The sequence below is a fragment of the Pseudoalteromonas sp. BSi20495 genome, from assembly GCF_000241185.1.
Lineage (GTDB): Bacteria > Pseudomonadota > Gammaproteobacteria > Enterobacterales > Alteromonadaceae > Pseudoalteromonas > Pseudoalteromonas fuliginea.
Genome location: NZ_BADY01000046.1, coordinates 43,460 through 59,615 on the forward strand (window position 1 = coordinate 43,460; position 16,156 = coordinate 59,615).

Genomic DNA, 16,156 nt, shown 5'->3' on the forward strand with positions numbered 1-16,156 from the left:
TAATAAAAACAAAATTATAAATAAAAATAATATACCAGAGGTATTAGCATGAGTTCACTTAGTGTCTTTTCTAAGCAAAGCGATAAAGGTTTTTGGAAATATGGACATCTAATTTTTACTGGCTTTTACTTACTTCCGATGATAATCGATTTTGCTCATTTCACGAGTGAGCAAATCGTTATTTCTTTAGCTTTTTATATTGCTTTTATTCTTTTATATGTAAAGGCAATAAATTGTAAAGGTACTGGTGTAACTAAGTTATTTGTAGCAATGCTATTAATTTGCTTCAGTGCTACTTTTTACAGCACTGGCACTCCTACCTTGTTTGGCTTTGTAGCCTATATAGCAGGCTATGCATACAGCAAGCATCAAAGAGTTTATGCCGCATTAGCGATTATATTCTCAGTTTTATTAAGCGCATATATTGGTGATATAGGAAAGGTTCAGTACTTTTTAGCGATTGCTTTAATCTTATGTGCTGCATTATTTAGCTACGGCATTGCAGCAAGAAGGGAGCGTCAATATAAAAAGCGTGAACAAGAAAATGCAAACCAACTAGAGCAATTAGCAGCAATTGCAGAGCGAGAGCGAATAGCTCGTGATTTACATGATATTTTAGGCCATTCACTTTCATCAATAGCTCTAAAAGCCGAGCTTGCCAACAAATTACATAACGCTGAGCGGTTTGAACAAGCTGGAAATGAAATTACCCAAGTAGCCGATTTAGCCCGTGCGCTTTTATCAGATGTTCGTCACGCTGTAACCGATTTAAAACAGCAGCAACTGACAGGGCAAGTTGAGCAACTAAAACAGCGCTTAGAGGAGCAAAACATTATCACTAATGTAACGCTTAATTTACAGGTGTTACCTGCAGTAATAGAAAGCGAGCTGTGTTTAATTATTAAAGAAAGCGTGACGAATATTTTACGTCATAGTAAAGCCAATCAATGCGATATTAATCTCACATCAACTAAACAAAGCATAACGCTAAATATATTTAATAACGGTGATTGTGAAAATGTCACTCCTGGCAATGGTTTAACGGGTATTAAACAGCGCGTAGCAAAATTAAATGGCCAAGTGAAATTTGAAATTCAAAATGGATTTAAACTGACAGCACACATTCCTTTGCCATAAGCAAAGTTAAAAATACCAAGTAAAGGAAAAAGTATGATCAAAGTATTTTTAGTAGAAGACCAAGGGTTAGTTCGCGATGCTATATCGGCATTACTAAGTCTCGACTTTAATATAGAAGTAATAGGCCAGGCGTGCGACGGACAAGCTGCACTTGATCATCTATCTAGTTTATCAAACGTATTACTACCAGATATTGTACTTAGCGATATTGAAATGCCAAATATAAATGGCATTGAACTAAGTGAACAAATAGCTGCAAAACACCCATCAATTAAAGTAGTAATAATGACTACGTTTTCCCGCGCGGGTTACATCAGACGTTCACTTTCGGCGGGTGTTAAAGGCTTTATTTTAAAAGAAGCACCAAGTGAAGAATTAATAAATGCCCTTAAAAAAGTAATGCAAGGTCAAAAAGTAATAGACCCAGAGCTTGCTATTAATGCATTAGATGACTCCGATCCACTTACAGATAAAGAGCGCAAAGCACTTAAACTTGCAAGTGACGGTCTTAAAACGAGTGAAATAGCCAAGCAGTTGTTTATAAGCGAGGGAACTACGCGTAATTATCTCTCGGATGCTATAGCTAAATTAAATGCCACAAACCGAATAGATGCAGCACGTATAGCGAAACAAAAAGGATGGCTATAAAATAGGGCTGAACATAGCCCTATATTTTAAAGCAAAAAAACAGACTAATTATAATAGTTATGTATTTCCCTCATGCCCTTCATTTTATATGTCTAGGAGCGGTTGGTGACAGTATTTTTTCCTAATAAATTTATGTAGTACGTTAGTTTTGAGCTGATTCGAATAAACTAACTTCTAAACAGTGCTGGCTTACGCTGTTCCTTTTTAAGGCGATATATAAGTCGGAGTGGATGTATATACCTTCTTTACCTGATGTCATTCCTGCAATTTCAAACCATGAAAGCAGTTGGCGTTTTCTACCTGCTAATTCAAGCCTTATATCACGCTTTTTAAATATAATGTCTAAGTCGGCAAGCATGGCCATTACACTTAAATCTAAGTGAGTAAAGCAGGGTACAGCATCAATTATTACGCACTGAGTGTCGTCTTTTTGTCTTGCGTATTGCTCTAGTAATCTGCGTTTAAAGTAGCTGGCATTAAAGTAAGTTAGAGGGGAATTAAAACGATAAATAAACACGCCTTGCACTGCTTTTGCTTTATCTGTTGCATCTAAACTTCTTACAACTCCGTTTATATCTACGCCTAGTATATTGTCAGTTGGACGCATTACTGTGCGGATAAACTGAAATAGTCCCAGTAATACAGCAAGCGTGATGCCAGGGATAACACCAATAAATAACACCGCAAGTAAGGTGGCCGAGGCTAGATAAAATGCCTGTTTATCTTTTCGCTTTAATTGCCAAACCGCTTTTAAATCGAGTAAATGAACTGAGGCAATTATAAGCACAACACCTAGCGCTGCACTTGGAATAAATTCAAGTGGGGCTGTTAAAAATACAGCTATGAGCGTAATAATGGCAGCGGCTATTATAGACACTAACTGCGTTTTACCACCCGTTGCATCGTTAACAGCGGTGCGAGAATCGGCGCCACTGACGGCAAAACCTTGCGAAAGAGCTGACGCTATATTGGCAATACCTAGCGCTCTAAATTCTTTATCGGCGTCTATGTCGTAGCCGTTTTTAGCTGCAAAGCTACGAGCAGTTAGCATCATACTTACAAAGCTCACAATGGCTAAGTTAAGTGCGGGTACCACCAGCTCACGAATAATCCCTAAATCAAAAACAGGGGCATTAAAAACAGGAAGCCCGCCAGTTACGGTGCCAATAGTTTTTATATCAAATTGTTTTAAATCAAAAATCCATACCAAAAGCGCACCGAATGTAATGGCGAACATAGACGAAGGCCAAGTGGGCTTTATCCGCTTCATGGCAAAATAAACAGCAAGTGTAAACAAGGCCATTAATAAGGTGGGAACATGTGTTTGCGCTAGGTATGTGGGCACACCACCTAGGCGTTCAAGTAAGTAGCGCTCGTCAAAGGTAAAACCGAATACTTTGGAAAATTGACCAACAATAATAGTGATGGCTACGCCGTTTAGTAAGCCCATTAAAATAGGTTTAGATAAAAAGTCAGCTAATACACCTAACTTAAATTTACTGGCTATAAAGCACCAAAAGCCGGTCATAGCGGTCATGGTGACAACAAGTTGCCAATGCTTAAAGCTGTCACCTGCAGCAAGAGGTGTTACTACAGCTGCAATAACGGCGCAGGTTGCGGCATCAGGGCCAACTATTAGTTGTTTAGAAGTGCCAAAAAGAGCATATAGCATCATTGGCAGTATGCAAGAATATAACCCGACGGCGGCGTTAACACCGGTTAATTGTGCGTAAGCAATGGCAACAGGTAAAGCTACGGCAGCTACCGATAGCGCCGCTCTTATATCATCAGCAAACCATTGTCGCTCATAGTGCAGCAATGTATTTAAACCGGGCATAAAATTATATAAACGCGACAGCACTTTAGTTTTCCTGCTAATAGTTACAACGTTTTGATAGTAAATTTAATATTCAAATAAGTATAGCGGGCACGGGGTTATTTTAATAAATGGGGATGATTTAAATTAATAATGATTTTAAATTACTTTAAAACACGAGCTGATAATTAATGTGGGATTGTTATGCTGAAAAACAGTTAAATTACAGATATAAAAAATGACGCTTGCGTTGTGATAACACGCGCGCCATTTTATAGTTTTAAAAAGTGCCTGCTCATAAAAATAAGGAGCAGGCTAAACTTTAGGGGGATATTAAAATTTTGCGCGAATACCAAAGCTGTAACGACGATCCGCTTCAGTGTACTTCCAAGCACCACCTAGTTCAGATAGATAGATTGAAGGTTCACCTGTTAAGTTCGTTGCATTACCAACAAGCGTAATGTTTTCGTTAATGTCCCAACTTGCAGAGAAGTCTAACTGGCCTCTGTCGTCACGGTAGTTATTACCGTAAACAGTACCTTCTGCTGAAATACTGCCGTCAGAGTTAATATTTTCTACACGTTTTTCGTTTTCAGTATCCAAGAAACTGTCACGATAGTTATAAGCGATACGAGTAGAGAACCCTTCGTACTCCCAAAATACTTGTAGGTTGTAAGTGTTTTTAGAGATATCTAATAACGGATTGCCATTTGGTTGCTCACTATCTGCATATGTGTAGTTTGCATTGATGCCTAAGCCAGAAAATGCACCTGGTAGGCTTGTAAAGAACTGCTGGTAGCCCACTTCAAAACCTTGAACTGAACCGTTTTCACCATTTACATTTTTAACAGTATCGATACCCGTTAGTCCTGCGTCGCGTAAGCCTGCAACATGGTTAAAGCCGTCAGCATCTACTGGAAAGTCAGTTGCATCAGAGTAAACTAAATTGTCTTGAGATACACCAGCTGCATCAAGTTGACATACTTGGTTCCACTGAGTCACGTTTTGACCTGCAGTAGTGCTTGATGAAGCGACACAACTACTTTCGTTGCTTAAGAAAGATTCAACATCTTTATAAAATACTGCGAAAGAAATTACGTTACCTTCATCAAAGTAATGCTCTACAGATAAGTCGTATTGTGTTGCACGGTATGGTTCTAAATCAATAGAGCCTTGCGTTGCACCCGTAATGTCGTTGTTAACGTCAAACGCAGGGCTTAGCTCGCTAAAGTCAGCGCGGCGCATAACTTTTGCTGCAGCAAAACGAAATAGTGTTTCATCTGAGTAGTTATAAGTAACGTTTAAGCTTGGTAAAAAGTCACTGTAGTCGTTTTCGCCAGTTACTTTTTCGCCATTAAGGAACACGCTTGATTCAAGATCTGTAGTTACATAACGACCACCTACAATAGCGGTGATATCATCAAAATCTAAATATGCAGATACATACACTGCGGCTGTATCTTCAACCACATTGCGGTATGCGCTATCTTGAAACTTTTGGTTGTCTGAAAGGCTGCCCGTTGAAGCTAGGTTAGTGCCTACAAGCAATTGTTGAAGTTGAGCATAAGTATTTGCTGGGTTAGATAAACCGTTATAGCTTAAAAAGGTTAGTAGGTCATTTTGCCCCGAGTGTCCTAGTTGGTCAAAAGAGTTGTCGTGGCTAACGGTAGTAAAGCTATCAGGAAATGCAGCATTGAAATCATCAACCCATAAAGTAGCTAATGAACCATCTGAGTCATTAAATGCATTTTTATAAATGTCTTTAATTTCTACTTTGTATTGTTCGTATTCGTAATCACGGTTAGTAACACGTACACCTGCTTTTACTTTAGATACCCAACTTAAGCTGCTGAGAGGTTCGAACATTTCAATATCAAAACGAACCGCTGTTTCATCATTGTTTGTTCTTTTATCTTCACTTTTAAAAGTACGTAATGCTAAGTTTTGTGGGTCGGTAAATGCATTTGGATCTGAATGAATGATGCTTGGTAATTTATTACCGTTTTGCGAAAATGCACCATCATATAAATGATTTACTAAATCAACCCCACCGCTAGCTTCAAAGGTCGACTTTTCGATTGGACGAAGTGTAAATTCAGAATCAGGCCTTACGCTTTCTGATGATGCTACCGCAATTTCACCAGAGATTTTTATGCTGTCAGTAAGGTTCCACTCTGCACCAAGTGCATTTGAAAACGAGTCGGTTTCACGAAAGTCACTGTATGTTTTTGGGATACCAAATTCGTTTGTTAGCGTGTAGTTGTTTACGCCGTTAGCACCTTGAGTTGTGTTTGCATCTGTTGATAATGAGCCAACGACACCTAAAATAGAATTACCAGCTTGCTCGCCAGAGCGCTTAGTACCGCTTAAATCAAGGTACACCATGCCGTTACCAGATGTTGGTGCCCACTGAAGAGATAAATTTACAGCAGTACGTTCACGTTTTTCTACGTATTGTTCAACACTGTGCTCATCTCTAACAATGGCATTACCACTAGGTGTATTACCTTCTTGACCGTTAATTTCGATATCTTGAGGTTTAACTCGGCTAGATGTTTCATCTTGACGAATTTCACGATCTTGATATGAAAACATAGCAATGGCACCAAAAGTACCCATTTCGTCAAAGTCCCAATTGTTACCAATTGAGCCGCTAAAAATAGGTGCAATATTCTCTGTTTTATCAGCGTATTCGCCATCAAGAGAGATTGCGGCGGTTAGCTTATCCAGCTCTAGTGGGCGAACTGTCTTTAAACTCACTGTTCCGCCTAATGCACCTTCAATCATATTGGCAGTAGGCGATTTAACTACTTCTACTGTTTTTAAGAAGCTTGATGGGTAATCTTGCAAACTAATACCGTCACGAGAGTCACCAATTGTAGAGCGGCCATTTAATTCAACACGGTTTTGAGGTAAGCCACGAATAGAAACACTGTCACCCACACCAAAGTCGGTATTAATAGATACGCCAGTAATACGTTGCAGTGCTTCTGCAATGTTATTGTCTGGTAATTTACCTATATCTTCAGCAACAATAGCATCAACAATACGCCCATCAGTACGTTTAAGAATTGCCGCAGCTTTCATGCTACCTAGCATGCCTTTTACTTCAATAACTTCAATATCATCAGATGCGGTTTCTGAAGCAGTTGGAGCCTCTTGCGCTGCAATATTAGAAGAAGCCATTAATAAAAGGGCTGCGGCACTGATCGTTGTAGAGCTACTTCTTTTATGTTTATTAGTTAATGTTGAAGTAATTTGATTGAGTTTCATGTATCTCTCCCGTTTGGGTACGACTTAACGTCATTGTGTGTGTTGTTACTTGGTTTGGTTAACCAATTTAACTGCTTTTACCTGTGCTGTGTCATACAGGTGGTATGGTTGAAATTAGTCCAATTCAGCTTTTATTACAACCTTTGTTTACCAAAAATTCACAAAATGTATTACAAAGTGTTCATTTATTTTTTTATATTTAATAAATTTAACGGCTTATGGTTTACTTTTGTTTTTTATATTTTGAGTGAGTTTTATTAAAGTATGTTTACCAGGGGCATTTTTTATATTTTTTGTACTATTTAATATCATTTTTAGCGTTTTTTTTGAACTTTTAGCGGCACTTTTATATGTATTTAGTTTGTTTTTTAAGTGATGTTAAAATAATGAGGTGTTCATTAAAGGTTGAGTACGGCTTATAAACTTGCGAAATAATGAGGAGTATAAAATCATTAAATTTTATTTTGGTTATTTTTTTGGTAATACCAATTTTCTATTGTTTTTATATGGATTTTGTATTAGAGCTTACTGATACACGTCTATATGTAATTATAAATAGAGTGATTTTTACGCAAAAAAAAAGCCCAGCATATAAATGCTGGGCTTTCTTAGCTTAAATATATTAGCTTTTTAGTTCGCCTGTAGATGATTCTAAGTGGGCTCGAATAAACCACTGAAATTGTTCTAGATCAGCCAGTTGGCTGGTGATCATATCTTCAGACACAGGATCTAATTCAGAAAGAGTCTCAATTGCTTTGCGGTGATCGGCATTAACGCCGTTATATACTTTATCAAGTGCAGCTAAATGCTCGGTCACTAGCCCTTTACCAATTGAGTATTCGCTCCATGTTCGGCGATCTACAATTGATTTTGGAGTGCCCACTGGTACTCCACCAAGAGTCGCAATTCGCTCAGCGATGGTGTCTGTCATTTCGCGCACAATGTCTACCTGTGGGTCTATCATTTCGTGTACGCCAATAAAGTTTGGTCCCACTACATTCCAATGAATATGTTTTAAAGTTAGTTGTAAGTCTATCAATGCAACCATGCGGTTATCGAGGGTAGCTATTGTTTTTTGAGCTGATTCGTCACTCATACCTGGCGCGGTAAATTTAGTTGTTTTGTTTGATTCGTTATTGTTACTCATAATTTCTCCTACTTAACTAATGTGTTGCTCATATATATGTTGCGTGATGAGCGTGACTTAAGCTTAATAAAGCAACTGCTATGCCGTAAGTTGATTTGTTTGAAAAGTAATTTAAAAACAAATGGTTATATTTTAATTTAAGGTTTTTAAGGTTTTTAAGGCTGAAGAGGAGATTGGATTTTTGAAAAGCCTGCATATATTTGTAAAATATGCAGACTTCGATTTAGTTACTCTTAGGTGTATTTAAACGTTGGCTATATATTCGTGCGCTTTCAAAACATCGAGCGGCACTATTTCTAATGATTTTTTATTTGTGGCTTCAAGTACCACCGGTGGCGCAACGTTTGCTGAAATAGCATGAAGCCATCTTACTGCACACAAGCACCATTTATCACCGGCTTTTAAACCTTCGAAATCGTAAAGAGGGTTCGGGGTTATTAAATCGTTACCTTGTGATTTTGAAAATTGTAAAAACTCATCAGTCATAATTGCACACACACTGTGATTGCCAAGATCTGATTCTGGTACATAACAAAACCTTTCACGTGTGTAGCCACCATTACCGCAACATAGTTTTAAGCGTGTGCCGAGTACATTAAATTGATTCGCCATGAAATACCTTAATTTGTGGTGTTTAATAAATTTACTCTATCAGGAGTAACTCGCTTGAGATAGCTATAAAACTTAAAAGAGGGAAGGGCTACACAAACTTAAGCCCGCAGCAAATTGCGGGCTTAGTATTGTTTATTATTTAATACGCAGCGCCATACAATCGCTATGGCCGTTTATGATCATGCTTTTATCAACACGTACGCCACCACCAGAGTATTTTCCGGCGGCTGTAAAACTACATATTTGTACAAAGTAGTCATCTACTTTGGGCAGTGCAAATAGTTGTTGGTATATTTGGTCTTGCTCGGCAAAGTGCCCCATTGTTTTTTCTATAACTTGCTGCTGTTCATCAACAAGTTGAATATTAGCGCCACAGCGTCCTACTATTGGTTTAACTACATAACCGGTTTGTAATAACTCGTCGTTAAGCCCAAACGCGGTATTAAGTAAATACTTATGATTAGGGAATAAGCTCCACAGTATTGGTAAAATAGCCTTGTTACTTGGAATTAATGTCCACAGCGGTTCAAACACCATGACATTTTTACGCAGTAATACATCGACTAAGCGCGGCGTTTCACCAGCTTTGAATTGTGGTTCAAAGTTATCACCTAATGATTGCTCGGCTTCGCATTCTTCACGAATTTGATCAAGTGCGGTTTCCCACGACCAGGTTTTCCATACGTAACTAAGTTGTGCGCCATCAGCATCTACTATGTTGCCTGACTCATTCCAGCGAAGTGTGCTTAAGCCAATTACTAACTTACACTCAAAGCCCGCGGCTTCAATAGCTTCTTTCATAAATAATGCGTGGTAATGCTCTTCTGGTTCATCGTCTTGTAAAATATGAACAAGACCTTTCACTTCACTTTTACGCCATGCTTTTACGAGGTCTTTAAATAAGTTTTGACCTGCATCTACACCTGCTTTAACACCAAAGTGTTTTGCCCACTTGCCCTGAACTTTGCCGCTTTCCATATAACACGATGCCGAATCGCAATTGTATTCGTAAACTTTTAAACCTGCTGCTGTTAAGGCAAAGTCAAACCGGCTGGTAATTAATTGGTTTAAGCGGTTATCCCACGATTGGCGAATTTTATTAAGCACAACATCGGGTAAATTAAACTTTTTTAATAACTCAGGGTGCTGCAGTACATAATCGGTTGCATGCATAAATAAGCCATGCAGCTCATTTGTTGCATGCTCAATGCTTTGCTGCGCCGTTTGAGATATTGCAAAGTAATTATGCTGATCCTCATCTACTGATGTAAGTTTATGACCTTGCATCATTTCTACGTAGGCAGCTTCATCGTCATTCGCAATATTTAACCATGACTTATTTGCTTGCCCTGTATCTGCTGCTTTATGGGCTTCTATAGTAAATAAGTCAGTGTTTAGCTCAGGCGTTGACTCAGCATATTCTGTTTCATCAGTTTGTGTCATCCAACCTAAAATAGTGGCGTCGCTGTAAGAGCACTCAATCCAATAGTCGCCATCTTTAGTTACTTTTGCTTTTAGTTCTCGGCACCAGTTTTGATTTGTTGGCCATATTTGATGTCCTACATTTTGCTCAGCAAGGCGTATTTTATCTTCATGCACTTCAACAACAACAGCAACATGGCCTGTTTCTTCAAACTCGCCGCCTTCTTCCCATATCAGTAAACTGCCTACTTGAGGGTGATGTTTAGCACCATTTTTAAACGCGTTTAGTGGCAGTCTATTTTGGCTATTTACATCGCGCACTGAACGCAGCTCAAAAATATCGTAAGCCATGGCTATGTCATCAAAAATATAACCATGGTTGAGATACATCCATCTACGGGCAAACTCAACGCATTGCCATTTATAGCCCATGTAAATACCGTCTAGGTAACTACGATAGGCGCTACGATTAGGATAAATGCTTTCATCAGCCGTATCATAATCAGATGAATACACAGCAACATTACCAGATGCATAACCTAATAAGGTACCAAAATCACTAGCAGGAGCAGAAGATTTCATAAACAAAGGTGTTCAAAATAAGGTGTAATAATTTGCTGACTATATGAGCGAAACTGCGTTATAGCAAGATATAAAATATGTTTTTACGAAGGAAAATGAGTAAAAAATTACTCATTCATTAAAGAGTGAAAATGCGGGGGAGAACCTTTATTAATAGCATTAGATTTGGTGCTTATTTGAACTTGTAGTTGGTTGAAAATTAGTAATGTTTTTGACGTAATAATTACTGTTTAAATCTCAACTAAAAAATGGAGAAGCTATAGGTAGCTTCTCCACTTTTATTATTCATAGTTAGTGCTTTTTATAATTTGTTAAGCAGGTTACACGTTACTAAATCATTTCAGCATCTATATGGCGTATAAGGTTTGACACCCAATTAACATACTGGCGGTGAATTTTTTTGCCATTGTAGTTTAAGTTAATAGAGTTTTTATAGTTGATTGAGTATGCTGTTTTATCATATGTAATATCGACTGTTAATTGGTGTGTGCGAATATCCAGCACACCTTTTATTTTACCTTCACTCATAGGTGTGCACTTCCAACCAAGCTGAATACATGCTTTTAGAATACCTTTTGCTACGTCAGCTTCATTGTTGGTAATTGTTGATGTTTGCGGAATAGGGTTTTGTTCGAAGTCTCTTACTGCGACAGATGTTGAACAACCAGCAAGTACAGTAAGAGCTGCCGCTGTAAGTAAAATTGAGTACTTTTTCATAATAATCCTTTGTTTTAATTTCATCCAATTGCGTTGTGTCGCCAATATATGCGCTTAGGTGAGATTATCGGTAAATTTATAGGTGAGTGCCAGTAATAATTTAAAATAAAGGCACTTGATCGAACCCTAACCAGAGTTATAGATTGGTCGAGAATTTAATCAGTTAAGAATATTATGTTACTTACTTAAAATAACGGTGAGGGGGAAAGCTAGTGAGATTATGCATTAAAGGCTTACTTTGGTTGTGTATATCTATTGAATCTATATTTTTCAATCTGCTTTAACTTACTCCTATATTCGTATGTTTGTTGATTTTTTGTTAAAGTACTGTGCTTGGTATGGGATACAGTAATTTAATGATTTTATAAACAGGAAATGAAATGGAAGATATAATAAATCAAATAGATGTTAATCAATATTTACCCGCTGCAGTTACGTGGGCAACCAACATATTACTGGCAATTGCAATTTTACTTGTAGGCTTATGGTTAGCAGGCAAGGTACGCAATTTAATTATTGGCTTATGCCATAAATATACTCATCTTGATGATACGCTTTTTCGCTTTTTAGGCAGCATGGCTCGCTACATCATATTAGCGTTCGTTATTATTGCTGTGTTAAATCGCTTTGGTGTACAAACAGCCTCTATTATTGCTTTACTCGGTGCTGCGGGACTTGCTATAGGCTTGGCGTTACAAGGTGCAATGTCGAACCTTGCAGCAGGCGTTATGTTACTTGTTTTTAGACCTTATAAAGTGAATGACTTTATTGAGGCTGCAGGGCGCTTTGGTAAAGTAACAGAAGTAGATATGTTTACTACTATTTTACAAACGTTCGATAACCAACAGGTTATTATTCCAAATAGTCAAATTTGGGGCGCGCAAATTATTAACCATTCACATCATCCAATTCGTGGTGTTGATATGCATTTTGGTGTTGCATACGGTGAAGATACAACGGCTGTACGTAAAGTTATTGATGCCGTACTTGCAGCGCACCCACACATACTAAAAGATCCAGCGCCTTTTGTTGAAGTAGAAACACTTAACAACAGTTCAGTAGACTTTTTAGTAAGACCTTTTTGTAAGGGTGAGCATTACTTCGATATTCTTTACACTGTGCCAGAGTTAATTAAAAAAGCACTAGATGAAAACAACATCGAAATACCTTTCCCTCATCGTAAAGTAATTTTAGTTAACGAAAGTAAAGATTAACTAAATTTATAACGATTTAAACGCAAGGGCACTTTAAAGTGCCCTTTTTTTGATCTTGAAAAACTTACAGGGCTCTGTAAGTTTTTCTATTTTTAATACCACTTAAAGCATCATTTTCACTCTGTATCCCGCGCTTTTATTGCTCTTACTGTTTGGTCTTTATTTTGCATTTAGCTCAGTTGTTTTTGCTGTTAAGCAAACTTTAAAAAACGACCCCAATCACTTAAATTGTAATGAAGGATTAGACATGGCTGAATCATTTAAATACGCAGGTAAGAAAGGCAATGGCGGCGAGCTGCGCCAAAGTGCATCTGATGGCTACCCAACAATGACCACAGCGCAAGGCTGCCCTGTGAGCGACGATCAAAACTCGTTAAAAGCAGGCAAACGCGGTCCTGGCTTAATGGAAGATCAGGTACTGCGCGAAAAGCTTTTTCATTTTGACCACGAGCGTATTCCTGAGCGAGTAGTACATGCTCGTGGTTACGGGGCACATGGGTACTTTGAAACTTACGACACGCTTGAAGATTTAACCTGTGCTGATATTTTTAAACGCAAAGGTGAAAAAACACCTGTGTTTACGCGCTTTTCTACTGTTGCTGGTAACAAGGGCTCTCCGGATTTAGCACGCGATGTACGTGGTTTTGCCGTTAAATTTTATACTCAAGAAGGTAATTGGGATTTAGTCGGTAACAATATACCGGTGTTTTTTATTCAAGATGCGATGAAATTTCCAGACTTAGTTCATTCAGCTAAAGCAGAGCCCGACCGAGGTTTTCCTCAAGCGCAAACCGCACACGATAACTTTTGGGATTTTGTAAGCTTGTCGCCTGAGTCAATGCACATGGTTATGTGGGCGATGTCTGATAGGGCTATTCCGCGTTCATTGCGATTTATGGAAGGTTTTGGCGTTCATACATTTAAGTTTATTAATGCCAAAGGAGATGAAAAATACGTTAAGTTTCATTGGAAACCAAAAGGCGGTATGCAGTCAGTTGTGTGGAACGAGGCGCTTAAACTAAATGGCGCAGACCCTGATTTTCACCGTCGCGACATGTGGGAATCAATTGGTAACGGCGACTTTCCTGAATGGGAGCTAGGTGTACAGGTGTTTGATCAGCAATTTGCTGATGAATTTGAATTTGATGTTTTTGATGCCACCAAGCTTATACCTGAAGAGCAATTACCAGTGCAAATTGTTGGCCGTATGGTGCTTGACCGTGTTGTAGACAACTTTTTTGCAGAAACAGAGCAAGTAGCATTTTGTACTCAGAACATTGTACCGGGGCTCGACTTTACACCTGACCCGCTACTGCAAGGTCGTAACTTTTCATACTTAGATACTCAAACCAAGCGTTTAGGTGGTCCTAACTTTACGCATATTCCGGTCAATGCGCCTAAATGTCCAATGCGTCATTTTCAGCAAGATGGCCACATGGCAATGCACAATCCAAAAGGGCGTGTTAATTATGAGCCAAACTCATGGAGCGCAGGCGAAAACAACCCACGCGAATGCCCAGTACATGGCTTTAAAAGCTCAAATGAACCTGAAGTAAGTGGCGGTGATAAACTACGTTATCGCTCAGAAACATTCAGCGATCATTACAGTCAAGCTCGTCAATTTTATTTAAGTCAAACAGAGGTAGAGCAGGCGCATATTCAATCTGCGTACGTGTTTGAGCTGTCTAAAGTTGAGCATTTACCAATACGAGAACGTTTGGTATCGCACTTGTTAAATATTGACGAAACCCTCGCAAATAAAGTTGCCGAAGGACTTGGCTTGCAAGAAATGCCAGACCCAGCTGAAGCTGCTATGCCAACACGTAAAGACTTACCTGTATCAGATGCGTTAAGTATTTTGAAAAATGCGCCTAATACCTTTAAAGGCCGTAAATTAGGTATTTTAGTAAGTGATGGCTTTAATGCAGAAATTTTTGAATCGGTTACCAATGCACTTAAAAGTGAAGGTGCAAACTTTGAAATTATTGCCCCACAAGTTGGCGGTGCTAAATGCAGTAAAGGTAAGCACTTTAAAGCTGATCAGGTTATTAATGGTGGTCCATCGGTTTTATACGATGCGGTACTTGTACTCACCACCGAAGATGGAGCTGAAAAACTAGCTGCCATTGCAGAAGCTAAAGACTTTGTAAGTGATGCGTACGCACATATGAAATTTATAGGCTTTACAAATGAGGCTAAGCCTTTATTTAAAGCGGCAGGCCTTGATGGAAAAGCAGATGATGGTTGGATAGATTTAGAGGTACATTCAGGCGATAAATTTATAAATACATTACGTAATTTAAGATATTGGAAACGTTAGTAAGCTCAATAATTAAAAAACCACAGCATGTAATTGTTGTGGTTTTTTTTAGCTCACCTAGTTAAGGTATTAGTTCAAGCCAACAATAAAATTGGATATATTATGAAGCTTAATGGCGCTTGTCACTGTGGCAAAGTGGTATTTACGGTCAACTCAAAACACCCTTATCCTTACAATTTATGTTACTGCTCTATATGCCGTAAAACCGCAGGGAGCGGCGGGTTTGTTATTAACTTGGACGCGCAATACAGCACGCTTGAGGTTACAGGGCGTGAACACATAACTATTTATCATGCAAAAATAGGCGATAAAATCAGCCCTGCAGAGCGTCATTTTTGTAAGCATTGTAGTGCTAACTTGTGGTTATACGATGCACGTTGGCCTGAGCAAGTTCACCCCTTTGCAGGTGCAATAGATAGTGAGTTACCCATACCGCCAGAGCGCACTCATTTAATGCTTGGTAGTAAAGCAAATTGGGTAAATGCGCCCATTAATAAAGGTGACAAGCAGTTTGAAGAATACCCTGATGAAAGTATTGCTGCTTGGCATAAGCGTTTAAACCTCGAAAAGTAACGCAATTTTTTGTATGAGCTAAGCTTAAATTTAGGGGCAATTAAACGCATATTTAGTTAATTAAATATTAAAAATCACCGCGTAAGTAAAGGAGAATATTATGGCAGTCTCAGCAATACCAAAAGGGTTTCATTCAGTTACACCTTATTTAATTATGAATGACGCACAAAAAGCGATAGATTTTTATTGTGATGCATTTAATGCTGAACATGTAATGCAGATGCCTTTACCTGATGGTGGAATAGCCCATGCAGAAATAATAATTGGTGATTCGCATATTATGCTTTCAGATAATGGTTCTGAAGAGCATTTAAAAACCCCAAAAGAACTCGGTGGTACAGCGCTAAGCCTTATGCTTTATGTTGAAGATGTTGATACCGTATTTAAAAAAGCAATTGAGCTTGGTGCAACAGAAATAAGACCCGTACATGATCAGTTTTATGGTGATAGGACCGGCACGCTACAAGACCCATTTGGTCATATATGGATCATTGGTACACACAAAGAAGATGTTAGTGACGAAGAGTTAAATAATCGAATCGGGAATATAACAAATCAAGAGCAAGACGCATAACTAGCGAGTGTTAACCTTTCGAGGTTAAGTTTACGGAAGCGCGTTGGTGTTAAAAAGGTAAATTGTAGTAGGTCATACTGGAGTTAGTTGTTTAGTTACTTTTCACAAACTTGCGATAACA

12 protein-coding genes are annotated in these 16,156 nt (G+C 38.5%); 6 read left to right on the forward strand and 6 right to left on the reverse strand.

Going from position 1 to position 16,156, the window contains the following annotated elements; translation table 11 throughout:
- Nucleotides 1–48 precede the first annotated feature (48 nt).
- Together P20495_RS13735 and P20495_RS13730 are read left to right on the forward strand one after the other, a co-directional pair.
- Nucleotides 49–1,137, forward strand: coding sequence for a sensor histidine kinase (locus P20495_RS13735; RefSeq protein WP_008135051.1), 1,089 nt, complete (start codon nt 49–51; stop codon nt 1,135–1,137).
- Between the two features lie 33 nt (nt 1,138–1,170).
- A complete protein-coding gene (locus P20495_RS13730) occupies nt 1,171–1,785 on the forward strand; it encodes a DNA-binding response regulator (protein WP_008135054.1) in 615 nt (204 codons plus the stop codon).
- Between the two features lie 142 nt (nt 1,786–1,927).
- Here the strand turns inward: P20495_RS13730 and P20495_RS13725 are convergent, their stop codons facing one another.
- The 6 genes from P20495_RS13725 to P20495_RS13700 all read right to left on the reverse strand — a co-directional run bounded on the left by P20495_RS13725 (nt 1,928) and on the right by P20495_RS13700 (nt 11,354).
- Nucleotides 1,928–3,646 carry a SulP family inorganic anion transporter gene (locus tag P20495_RS13725; protein WP_008135055.1) on the reverse strand — a complete coding sequence of 573 codons (1,719 nt, stop codon included), beginning with the start codon at nt 3,644–3,646 and terminating at the stop codon, nt 1,928–1,930.
- A gap of 288 nt (nt 3,647–3,934) precedes the next feature.
- On the reverse strand, nt 3,935–6,874 hold the full coding sequence (locus tag P20495_RS13720) for a TonB-dependent receptor (RefSeq protein WP_008135058.1): 2,940 nt from the start codon (nt 6,872–6,874) through the stop codon (nt 3,935–3,937).
- Between the two features lie 622 nt (nt 6,875–7,496).
- The gene (gene dps, locus P20495_RS13715) at nt 7,497–8,021 is read right to left on the reverse strand and encodes a DNA starvation/stationary phase protection protein Dps (RefSeq protein WP_007376944.1); all 525 of its coding nucleotides are present in this window, start codon (nt 8,019–8,021) and stop codon (nt 7,497–7,499) included.
- A 243-nt stretch (nt 8,022–8,264) separates the two neighbouring features.
- Entirely contained in the window at nt 8,265–8,633 is a 369-nt protein-coding gene (locus P20495_RS13710) for a DUF2237 family protein (protein WP_008135062.1), read from the reverse strand.
- Between the two features lie 135 nt (nt 8,634–8,768).
- Nucleotides 8,769–10,637 carry a bifunctional glutathionylspermidine amidase/synthase gene (gene gss / locus P20495_RS13705; protein ID WP_007376941.1) on the reverse strand — a complete coding sequence of 623 codons (1,869 nt, stop codon included), beginning with the start codon at nt 10,635–10,637 and terminating at the stop codon, nt 8,769–8,771.
- Nucleotides 10,638–10,967: 330 nt separating this feature from the next.
- Entirely contained in the window at nt 10,968–11,354 is a 387-nt protein-coding gene (locus P20495_RS13700) for a hypothetical protein (protein WP_008135064.1), read from the reverse strand.
- A gap of 380 nt (nt 11,355–11,734) precedes the next feature.
- Here P20495_RS13700 and P20495_RS13695 point away from each other — a divergent pair, with 380 nt between their 5' ends.
- From P20495_RS13695 to P20495_RS13680, 4 genes are all read left to right on the forward strand, one after another.
- Complete coding sequence (locus tag P20495_RS13695) at nt 11,735–12,568, forward strand: mechanosensitive ion channel family protein (protein ID WP_007376939.1); 834 nt, start codon at nt 11,735–11,737, stop codon at nt 12,566–12,568.
- A 247-nt stretch (nt 12,569–12,815) separates the two neighbouring features.
- On the forward strand, nt 12,816–14,888 hold the full coding sequence (locus tag P20495_RS13690; RefSeq protein WP_008135068.1) for a catalase: 2,073 nt from the start codon (nt 12,816–12,818) through the stop codon (nt 14,886–14,888).
- 102 nt (nt 14,889–14,990) lie between these two features.
- Nucleotides 14,991–15,461 (forward strand): GFA family protein, encoded by a 471-nt coding sequence (locus tag P20495_RS13685; protein WP_008135069.1) that lies wholly within the window; start codon nt 14,991–14,993, stop codon nt 15,459–15,461.
- A gap of 100 nt (nt 15,462–15,561) precedes the next feature.
- Nucleotides 15,562–16,035, forward strand: coding sequence for a VOC family protein (locus P20495_RS13680; RefSeq protein WP_002958065.1), 474 nt, complete (start codon nt 15,562–15,564; stop codon nt 16,033–16,035).
- Nucleotides 16,036–16,156: the final 121 nt, after the last annotated feature.

Coding starts and splice junctions, on each gene's coding strand:
- P20495_RS13735 (WP_008135051.1), top strand. CDS start 49: ATGAGTTCACTTAGTGTCTTTTCTAAGCAAAGCGATAAAGGTTTTTGG.
- P20495_RS13730 (WP_008135054.1), top strand. CDS start 1,171: ATGATCAAAGTATTTTTAGTAGAAGACCAAGGGTTAGTTCGCGATGCT.
- P20495_RS13720 (WP_008135058.1), bottom strand. CDS start 6,874: ATGAAACTCAATCAAATTACTTCAACATTAACTAATAAACATAAAAGA.
- dps (WP_007376944.1), bottom strand. CDS start 8,021: ATGAGTAACAATAACGAATCAAACAAAACAACTAAATTTACCGCGCCA.
- P20495_RS13710 (WP_008135062.1), bottom strand. CDS start 8,633: ATGGCGAATCAATTTAATGTACTCGGCACACGCTTAAAACTATGTTGC.
- gss (WP_007376941.1), bottom strand. CDS start 10,637: ATGAAATCTTCTGCTCCTGCTAGTGATTTTGGTACCTTATTAGGTTAT.
- P20495_RS13700 (WP_008135064.1), bottom strand. CDS start 11,354: ATGAAAAAGTACTCAATTTTACTTACAGCGGCAGCTCTTACTGTACTT.
- P20495_RS13695 (WP_007376939.1), top strand. CDS start 11,735: ATGGAAGATATAATAAATCAAATAGATGTTAATCAATATTTACCCGCT.
- P20495_RS13690 (WP_008135068.1), top strand. CDS start 12,816: ATGGCTGAATCATTTAAATACGCAGGTAAGAAAGGCAATGGCGGCGAG.
- P20495_RS13685 (WP_008135069.1), top strand. CDS start 14,991: ATGAAGCTTAATGGCGCTTGTCACTGTGGCAAAGTGGTATTTACGGTC.
- P20495_RS13680 (WP_002958065.1), top strand. CDS start 15,562: ATGGCAGTCTCAGCAATACCAAAAGGGTTTCATTCAGTTACACCTTAT.